General features: G+C 72.2%; 7 protein-coding genes. 3 read left to right on the top strand and 4 right to left on the bottom strand.

Annotated elements, in window-relative coordinates:
- Positions 1–61: 61 nt before the first annotated feature.
- Positions 62–565, bottom strand: a complete 504-nt coding sequence (locus ACIQ5Y_RS32565; protein WP_403888649.1) for a hypothetical protein — start codon at positions 563–565, stop codon at positions 62–64.
- A gap of 377 nt (positions 566–942) precedes the next feature.
- Here ACIQ5Y_RS32565 and ACIQ5Y_RS32560 point away from each other — a divergent pair, with 377 nt between their 5' ends.
- Complete coding sequence (locus tag ACIQ5Y_RS32560; protein WP_403888646.1) at positions 943–1,605, top strand: class F sortase; 663 nt, start codon at positions 943–945, stop codon at positions 1,603–1,605.
- A gap of 100 nt (positions 1,606–1,705) precedes the next feature.
- Here ACIQ5Y_RS32560 and ACIQ5Y_RS32555 read toward each other — a convergent pair whose 3' ends face one another.
- Positions 1,706–2,608: a polysaccharide deacetylase family protein gene (locus ACIQ5Y_RS32555; protein WP_403888643.1), complete on the bottom strand. Its 903-nt coding sequence runs from the start codon at positions 2,606–2,608 to the stop codon at positions 1,706–1,708.
- Positions 2,609–2,678: 70 nt separating this feature from the next.
- The gene (gene lysX / locus ACIQ5Y_RS32550) at positions 2,679–5,984 is read right to left on the bottom strand and encodes a bifunctional lysylphosphatidylglycerol synthetase/lysine--tRNA ligase LysX (protein WP_403888640.1); all 3,306 of its coding nucleotides are present in this window, start codon (positions 5,982–5,984) and stop codon (positions 2,679–2,681) included.
- A 60-nt stretch (positions 5,985–6,044) separates the two neighbouring features.
- On the opposite strand from lysX, the gene ACIQ5Y_RS32545 reads away from it, so the two are divergent.
- On the top strand, positions 6,045–6,506 hold the full coding sequence (locus ACIQ5Y_RS32545) for a universal stress protein (protein WP_403888637.1): 462 nt from the start codon (positions 6,045–6,047) through the stop codon (positions 6,504–6,506).
- A gap of 25 nt (positions 6,507–6,531) precedes the next feature.
- Here ACIQ5Y_RS32545 and ACIQ5Y_RS32540 read toward each other — a convergent pair whose 3' ends face one another.
- Positions 6,532–7,716 carry a CapA family protein gene (locus ACIQ5Y_RS32540; RefSeq protein ID WP_403888634.1) on the bottom strand — a complete coding sequence of 395 codons (1,185 nt, stop codon included), beginning with the start codon at positions 7,714–7,716 and terminating at the stop codon, positions 6,532–6,534.
- Between the two features lie 354 nt (positions 7,717–8,070).
- On the opposite strand from ACIQ5Y_RS32540, the gene ACIQ5Y_RS32535 reads away from it, so the two are divergent.
- Complete coding sequence (locus ACIQ5Y_RS32535) at positions 8,071–8,610, top strand: sigma-70 family RNA polymerase sigma factor (RefSeq protein WP_403888632.1); 540 nt, start codon at positions 8,071–8,073, stop codon at positions 8,608–8,610.
- The last annotated feature ends 86 nt before the right edge of the window (positions 8,611–8,696 follow it).

The following is an 8,696-nucleotide window of genomic DNA, read 5'->3' as shown; positions in this document are numbered from 1 at the left end:
CCCCGGGTCCTGGCCCGGACCCGGGGCGACCGGCGGTGGGGACGACCGGGGAGGTGGCCGGTCAGACCCGGCCGCGGAGCGAGGGACGGCGACGGCGCACCACGTGGGCGCCCGCGCCGAGCGCCGCGGCGCCGACGAGGCCCGCACCGATGGCGGTCTCGGCGGTGGACGGCCCGATGGAGCCGCCGAGGCCGCCCTGCGAGGGCCGCCCCTCCAGGATGTTGAAGCGGTGCGTGGCGACCAGGCTGTTGTCGTTGCACCGGACCGACAGCGTGTGGGGGCCCGGTGAGGCGTGGTTGAAGATCCGGACGGTGGCGAACCCGATCGAACCGTCGGACAGCCGGGCCTCGGGGAAGTTCCCGGGCGAGGTGACGACGCCGCCGCGGTGGCAACCCGAGGCACTCACCTGCATCGTCGCGCCCTGGTGCACGGAGTACGGGTTGACCGAGATGTTGCTGGGGCCCCCGCCCCCACCCGCCGGAGAGTTGGCAAAGGCGAACGGAGTACTGAGGCCGATGGCGGCGAAGGCCGCCGCCGTCACGGTGAGAGCGCGGAAAGCACGCATGGTGGAACCTCCAGCGGGAAGCGCCCCGGAGCGTCGGCCCCGGATGATCGACGAGAACGCCTCCCTGATCGAACCCTCGGGGCGGCCCGCAATCTCCGCATTTCCGCCTTTGGGCCGCCCGGTTGAGCGACACGCCGAAGCGCGGCCGCCTTGGCTGACGGATCCGCAGGTCACGACCCGTCAGGCATTTATGTGACGATTACCTGGATGGGCGCACCCCTTCCGGCCCCTTCCGGGCCGCGCCACCCGTTCGCCCTTCCCCCCTCGCCGTCCCGTCGACGCAGCCTTAGCGTGCGTGAAGTAGGGCGTACGAAGCAGGGCGTACAGGGGTGGGACAGGAACGCGGGTCGGGACCCCCGCGTCGGGAAGGGAGAACGATGGGCGAGGACGAGACAGGGCAGTCGCGCAAACGCTCACCGTGGGGCGTACTCGCCCTCGTCATGCTCACCGGCCTCGCCATGGTGCGCAACGGTGTCGACATGGGCGACGGGCCGCCCCAGCCCACCGCGGCCTCGGCCGTCGCGGTGACGGCCGATCAGTTGCCGGCGAACCCGCCGACGCCGCCCGCGGACATGGAGGTGCTGGAGCACTCGTCGGTGCAGCGCATCCGCATTCCCACGATCAACGTGGACGCGCCGGTGATGACGGTCGGGCTGGACGCGGAGGGCTGGATCGACGCCCCGCCGCCCCAGGACCGCAATCTGGCCGGCTGGTACCTCAACGGCATCTCGCCGGGGCAGCGCGGCTCGGCGGTGATCGTGGGCCACGTGGACAACGCGCAGGGCCCGGCCGTCTTCTACGGGCTGGGCTCGGTCAAGCCGGGCAACCACATCGAGGTGGAGCGCTACGACGGGCGCACCGCGGTGTTCGAGGTGTACGGCGTGGAGGTGTTCTCGAAGGACCAGTTCCCCGGAGCCCGGGTGTACGGGGACACCGGGCACCCGGAACTCCGGGTGATCACGTGCGGCGGCTCCTACTCCAAGGCGGCGGGCTACGACGGCAACGTCGTGGTCTTCGCCCGGATGGTGGAGGCCCGCTGAACCGGAACGCGCCGGCCCGGATCCCACTGGGCCGGATTCCACCGGCTGCCCGGATTCCACCGGCCCGGATCCCGCCGGGCCGGGCCCGATCGGGCCCGGCTCAGCGGGGCGGCAGCACCGGCAGCGTCATCCGGTAGCCCCTGGCGAGCAACTGGGGCAGGTACGAGTTGATGGCCTGGACGCTCTGCGACCGGTTGCCGCCCGCGTCGTGGGACAGCACGATCACGCCGGGCGCGGCGCCGCCCAGGACCCGGGAGACGATGGTCGTGGTCCCGGGTTCCTTCCAGTCCAGGGTGTCCACGGTCCAGGCGAGCGGCTCCATGCCCAGTTCCGCCCCGATCTCGAAGGCGGCCCGGTTCCAAGCCCCGTACGGCGCCCGGAACCACAGCGGAGCCTCGCCGACCGCCTTCTGCACGACCTCGCTGGTGCGGGCGATCTCCGAGGCGAGGGCGGGCCGGCTGAGCTTGGGGATGAGCGGGTGCGTCCACGTGTGGTTGCCGATGACGTGGCCCTCGTCGGCCATCCTGCGCAGCAGGTCCCGGTTCTCGGTGGCCATCTCCCCGCAGACGAAGAACATGGCGCGGACGCCGTACCGGGCCAGGGTATCGAGGATGGCCGGGGTGTAGCGGGGGTCGGGGCCGTCGTCGAAGGTGAGCACCATGCCGTTCGACGTGGCGACTCCCGCCGGGAGTTCCAGGATGGGCCGGGTGCGCACGGCGGGTTTGGCGGCCGGCGGCCGGACGGGGGCCTCGGCGGTCATGGGGCGCAGCCGGTAGGACTTCTCGGCGAGTTCCTGGGCCCGCATGCCGGGCGGCCCACCCGCTGCGGGGTGCGGGCCCGGTCCGGCGAGCGGGGCGGAGCCTCCGGGCCCGGACCCGGACCCGGCGCCCGGCGCACCGGTTTCGCCGTTCCCGGTGAGCAGTCCGGAGGCGGCGGCGACTCCGAGGAAGACGGCGGTGCGCAGGAGCGCACGACGCCCTACTGTCGGCTCGTCATTTTTCATTACTACTACGTATCAACGACACCGCCGCAGATGTCGAGAGGCGCGGACGCGCCCCCTTCCCGCCACCCGATCAGCCGTGCCGCACCAGGGGGAACGGGAGCGTCTCGCGGATCGTCAGGCCCGTCAGGAACATGACGAGGCGGTCCACACCGATGCCCAGACCGCCGGTCGGCGGCATCGCGTACTCGAGGGCGTCCAGGAAGTCGTTGTCGAGTTCCATGGCCTCCGGGTCGCCGCCCGCCGCGAGCAGGGACTGGGCCGTGAGCCGGCGCCGCTGCTCGACGGGGTCGGTCAGCTCCGAGTAGGCGGTGCCCAGTTCGGTGCCGAAGGCGACGAGGTCCCAGCGTTCGGCGAGCCTGGGGTCCTTGCGGTGCTGCCGAGTGAGCGGCGAGACGTCGGTCGGGAAGTCCTTGTAGAAGGTGGGCAGCTTCGTCCGCTCCTCGACGAGCCGCTCGTACATCTCCAGCACCACGTCCCCGCGGGTGTCCTCCGGGGCGTGCGGTACGCCGGCCCGGTCGCAGAGCCTGCGCAGGACGTGCTCCTCGGTGTCGGCGTCGACCTCCTCGCCGAGGGCGTCGCCGATGGCCCCGTACATGGTCTTGACCGGCCAGGGGCCCGAGATGTCGTGGACGACGAGCTTTCCGTCGGGGCCCGCCTTGTGGGCGATGGGCGAGCCGAAGGCGGCGGTGGCGGCGCCCTGGATCAGCTCGCGGGTGAGGTCGAGCATCACGTCGTAGTCGGCGAAGGCCTGGTAGGCCTCCAGCATCGTGAACTCGGGGTTGTGCTTGTAGGAGACGCCCTCGTTGCGGAAGGTGCGGCCCATCTCGAAGACCTTCTCCATGCCGCCGACGCAGAGCCGCTTCAGGTACAGCTCGGGGGCGATGCGCAGGTAGAGGTCGAGGTCGTAGGCGTTGATGTGGGTGCGGAAGGGACGGGCGTTGGCGCCGCCGTGGATCTGCTGGAGCATCGGGGTCTCGACCTCCAGGTAGCCGCGGTCGAGCAGCCCCTGCCGCAGCGCCTGGACGGCGGTGGAGCGGGCCCGTACGACGTCGCGCGCGGCGGGGCTCGCGACGAGGTCGAGGTAGCGGCGCCGGACGCGGGCCTCCGGGTCGGCGAGGCCCTTGCGCTTGTCGGGCAGGGGGCGCAGGCATTTGCCCGTGAGCTGCCAGGAGTCGACGAGGAGGGAGAGCTCGCCGCTCTTGCTGGCGGCCGCCTCGCCGCTGACGACGACGTGGTCCCCGAAGTCGACCTGGGAGGTGAAGGAGTCCAGTACGCCGGCGCCCGTCTCGTCGCGGGTGAACATCAGCTGGACGTCCCCGGACCAGTCGCGCAGGAGGGCGAAGACCACGCCGCCCAAGTCCCGTACGACCATCACGCGCCCTGCAAGGGTGGCCTGTTCCCCGGAGCGGGTGCCCGCCGGGTATCCGGGGTGCGCGGCCTTCAGCTGGGCCACGGTGTGCGTACGGGGCCGGATCCCGACGGGGTAGGGGTCGGTGCCGGACTCCCGGATGCGGTCCAGCTTGGCGTGCCGGACGCGGACCTGCTCGGGCAGCCGCTCTGCGGCCGCGGCGCGGTCGGCCTCCTCCCCCACCGCGTCCAGACCGAGGGAGTCGATGGGGGGCAGCCCCTCGGTGGTGGCGGGGGCGGTGAGGCCCCGGTGATGGGCGTTGCCCCACAGGGTGCGCATGCTGGGTACGGAGACGAAGCCCTCGGCAATGCCGGAGGCGAGGCTGACGCGGGCGAGCGAGCCGGCGTCCTGGTAGCAGAGGAAGCGCGGGTACCACTCGGGGCCGTACTTGACGTTCGAGCGGTACAGGGCTTCCAGCTGCCACCAGCGGGAGAAGAAGAGCAGCAGCCTGCGCCACAGCTTGAGCACGGGGCCGGCGCCGATCCGGCCGCCCTCCTCGAAGGCGGAGCGGAAGACCGCGAAGTTGAGGGAGATCCGGCGTACGCCGAGGCCGGGGGCGGCGGCGCACAGCTCGGCGACCATGAACTCCATGACCCCGTTGGGGGCGGAGCGGTCGCGGCGCATCAGGTCGAGGGAGATGCCGTCCTTGCCCCAGGGAACGAAGGAGAGCAGGGCGATCAGCTCGCCCTTGGCGTCGAAGGCCTCCACGAGCAGGCAGTCCCCGTCGGCGGGGTCGCCGAGCCGGTCCAGGGCCATCGAGAAGCCGCGCTCGGTCTCGGTGTCCCGCCAGCGGTCGGCCCGGTCGACGATGGTGTGCATCTCGTCCTCGGAGAGGGCGGAGTGGCGGCGGATGATGGTGGTGGCGCCGGCGCGCTTGACGCGGTTGACGGCCTGGCGGGTGACGCGCATGTCGCGGCCGTCGAGGTCGAAGTGGGCGACGTGCAGGATGGCCTCGTCGCCGAGCTGGAGGGCGCTGAGGCCGGAGCGGGCGTAGGCGTTGGCGCCGTCCTCGGAGGCGCCCATGACGGCGGGCTGCCAGCCGTAGCGGCGGGCGACGGCCAGCCAGGCGTCGATGGCGGGACTCCAGGCGGCCGGGTCGCCGACGGGGTCGCCGCTGGCCAGGGCGACCCCGGCCTCGACGCGGTAGGTGACCCCGGCCCTGCCGTTGGGGGCGAAGACGACGGCTTTGTCGCGCCGCGTGGCGAAGTAGCCGAGGGAGTCGCCCCGCCCGTAGGCGCCCAGCAGTGCGCGGATGCGCGGCTCCTCGTCGCCGTGCAGGGCGGCGGTCAGGCGCTGGGAGCGGAAGAGGGTGGCGGCGGCGTTCAGCAGGGCCAGGGCGCCGAAGAGGCCGAGCAGGAAGTACAGGGGCCGGGGCGGGCGGCCGTCGAACTGCCGGTCGGAGAAGAGCCCGCCGAAGACCTGCCGGGCGGCCCAGTCCAGCCGCTCCCCCTTGGGCAGCGTGCCGGGGAAGAGGGCCACCAGCCCCCAGCCCACCAGTACGGCGGCGAGCAGACCGAGCCCGAGCACGAGCAGGGCCCGCCACAGGGCGCCGGGTCTGGAGGCGGCGTAGAACTCCCGGCGGGCGGTGATCAGCACGGCCATCGCGGCGACGCCGATGGCCATCGACGGGACGCCGATCCAGTAGTAGCCGTCGGCGATGATCAGCACGTCGACGAGGACCAGCAGGGCCAAATAGGTGATGACGATCCACCAGGCGACCTTCTTGCGCATGCCGAGGGCGGCCGCGAGGAGGAAGAGGAAGACGGCGTAGGCGAGGTTCGCGCTGACCGGGACGACGATGAGGTCGAGGAAGCGCACGACGTGCCGCAGGAACCGCCGCAGCGTCGGGGAGAGGGCGAGCAGCGCGCAGAGCAGGCCGAGCGTTCCGAAGAACGCGCCGCATGCGTCGGGCACCCGGTTCAGGAAGCGGTTCCGGGTCCCGCGCGTCTCCTCCACGGTGGCACTCATGGTTCGCACTGTAGGGAGGGCCGCGGTCGTGCGCGCGCCGAGCGGGATAGCGTGGGGAGGGTGACGGAGCACGTGAACACGGGATTCGAACGCGGTACCGACGGCCCGAAGGTGATCCTGGCCGGGGTCGACGGCTCGGAGTCCTCACTGCGGGCCGCGGCCTACGCGGCGGGGCTGGCCCGGCGCCAGAACGCGCTGCTGGCGCTGGTGTACGTACAGCCCGTACTGGCGGCCGGGGTCTCGCTGGGCGCGCCGGTGGCGGACACGACCGAGGAGATCGCGCAGGGCCTGGTCGCCGAGATCCGGGAGTCCGCGGAGCGGCTCAAGGGCATCTACGAGGTGCGCTGGGAGTTCCACACCTTCCGGGGCGACCCCTACGCGGGCCTGGTGAGCGCGGCGGAGGAGCTGACGGCGGACGCGGTGGTGGTCGGCGCTTCCGAGCAGGCGGGCCACCGCATCGTCGGCTCGGTGGCGGTCCGCCTGGTCAAGGCGGGGCGCTGGCCGGTGACGGTGGTTCCCTAGGGTCTGTCGTCACCGGAACGGTGCCTCATTTCGCCATGGTGAGGCCGTCCTTCGCGGCGCCCCGGCCGAGGACGGCCTCGGTGACGGCCTCCTTGGCGCTCTCGTACTCGTCCCCTTCGGAGTGGAGGGCGAGGTTGACGACGCGGCCGGTGGACAGGTCCATCATCTGCGGGACGAACTCGGCCTTGGTGACCTGCCAGCGCTGCCCGGCCGCGGCCGGCGGCGCGAAGGTGAAACGGCCGATCGATCCGTAGTTGCCGCGCATGTCCCGTGCGCCGCTGTAGTTGAACATCTCGCCCGCGACCTGGTCGCCCATGCCGTAGATGATCCAGGTGCCGTTGACCTTCTCGTAGGCCTGCGGGATGTGCGCGTGGGTGCCGAGGATCAGGTCGATGTCGGGGCGGCCCCCGGTCTGCGAGGCGGTCAGGGCCTTGCCGAGGGAGAGCTGGGTCTCGTCCGGCTCGGTCTGCCATTCCGTGCCCCAGTGCACGCTCACCAGCACCACGTCCGCGCCGGCCTTCCGGGCGGCCCGGGCATCGGCGATGATCTTGTCCTGCTTCATCAGGTTGACCGCCCACGGCTGTCCGTCCGGCATCGGGTAGCCGTTGGTGTCGTAGGTGTAGGCGAGGTGGGCGACCTTGGCGGAGCCCGCCTTGTAGGTGGTCACGGTGGCCGCCTCGGCTGCCGTGCGGGCCGAACCGGCGTGCTTCAGGCCGACCTTGTCGAAGCGGTCCAGGGTGCGGCGCAGTCCGTCGGCGCCGTCGTCGAGGGTGTGGTTCGAGGCCGTGGAGCAGCCGTCGTAGCCGGTCGCCTTGAGCGCGTCGGCTACCTCGGGCGGGGATTTGAAGGCGGGGTAGCCGGAGAAGGGGCCGCCCTCCTCGCCGTAGATGGTCTCCATGTGGCAGAGGGCGAGGTCGGCGGCCGAGACCACTGACTTGACGCCGGAGAACATCGGCTTGAAGTCGTGGCCTTCGCCGTCCGCGTCGTTCGCCGCGCGCTGGATGACCGAGGTGTGCGGCAGTACGTCGCCGCTCGCGACGAGGGTGAAGCCCTGGGCCGAGGGGGATCCGGCGGCGCTGGAGGGTGTGGGCCGGCCGGTGTCCGCGAGGCGGGCCGGCCCGGATCCACCGGCGCCCGAGCAGCCGGCCGCGGCAGCCGACAGCAGGAGTACGGACAGGAGGGCGGCCGTTCGCCGGGTGGGCTTGGTCATCTGTCCCAGCTCTCACTAGTACGACTATCTGACTTCTTATCACCTGCAATCCATATAACGGGACGCTCCAAGTCAAGGAACGGATCCGTCCGCCTGCCGCGCACCCACCCCGATGGCCGATACGGATCCCCCGCGGCGCCGCCGCGGCACCCCCGCGGCCGCCTTCGCCCCCTGCCGTTCGCCGCGCCGTTCGACCGTTCGCCGCCCGGCACTGCCGCCCACCGGAGGAGCGGGGCTCTTGGGCGCACGGACTGGACGGGACGGTTCCGAGGCGGCCCGCCGCAGGTCAGGGTGAACGGGTCGCCTCCCCTTCACCTCCCCGTCGGCCCCCCACACCCCCGGAAGGAGCCCCTCGTGCAGCTCTCCCCCACCCGCCGGCACACGGCCCCCGAGGCCCTGGCCGAACTCCAGCGCGAGCACGGGCGGGCGCTGTTCGGATTCCTGCTCGGCCTCACGGCCGGCGACGCGCAGCGCGCGGAGGACCTCGTACAGGAGACCCTCGTACGGGTCTGGCAGCATCCGGAGGTCCTGTCCACCGAGCACGAATCGATGCGGCCCTGGCTGTTCACGGTCGCCCGGCGGCTCGCGATCGACGCGCGGCGGGCCCGGCTGTCCCGGCCGCAGGAGGTGGACCCCGAAGGGCTGGAGCAGGCGCCCGCCACCGAGGACGCGGTGGCCGGCTCGGTCACGGCGATCGACGTCCGCCGCGCGGTCGGCTCGCTGGGCCCGGAGCACCGCGAGGTACTGATGCAGGTGTACTTCCGGGACCGTTCCGTGGCCGAGGCCGCCGCCGAACTCGGCATCCCCGCCGGCACCGTGAAATCCCGTACGTACTACGCTCTGCGCGCCCTCAAGAAGGGCCTGCAAGGGTACGGGTACGGACTCGGCGCCTGACGACCCCGGTCGGGGAACGTCTGGAACGTGCGCGGACCGGACAGAAAATGCATCGAATTCGGCACCAGAGCGTGCAAGTTGAGTAA

This window comes from Streptomyces sp. NPDC096339 (assembly GCF_044762985.1).
In the GTDB taxonomy this organism is placed as follows: Bacteria; Actinomycetota; Actinomycetes; order Streptomycetales; family Streptomycetaceae; genus Streptomyces.
Note: the sequence above shows the minus strand (reverse complement) of the source record. Positions and strands in the feature narration are given on the sequence as shown.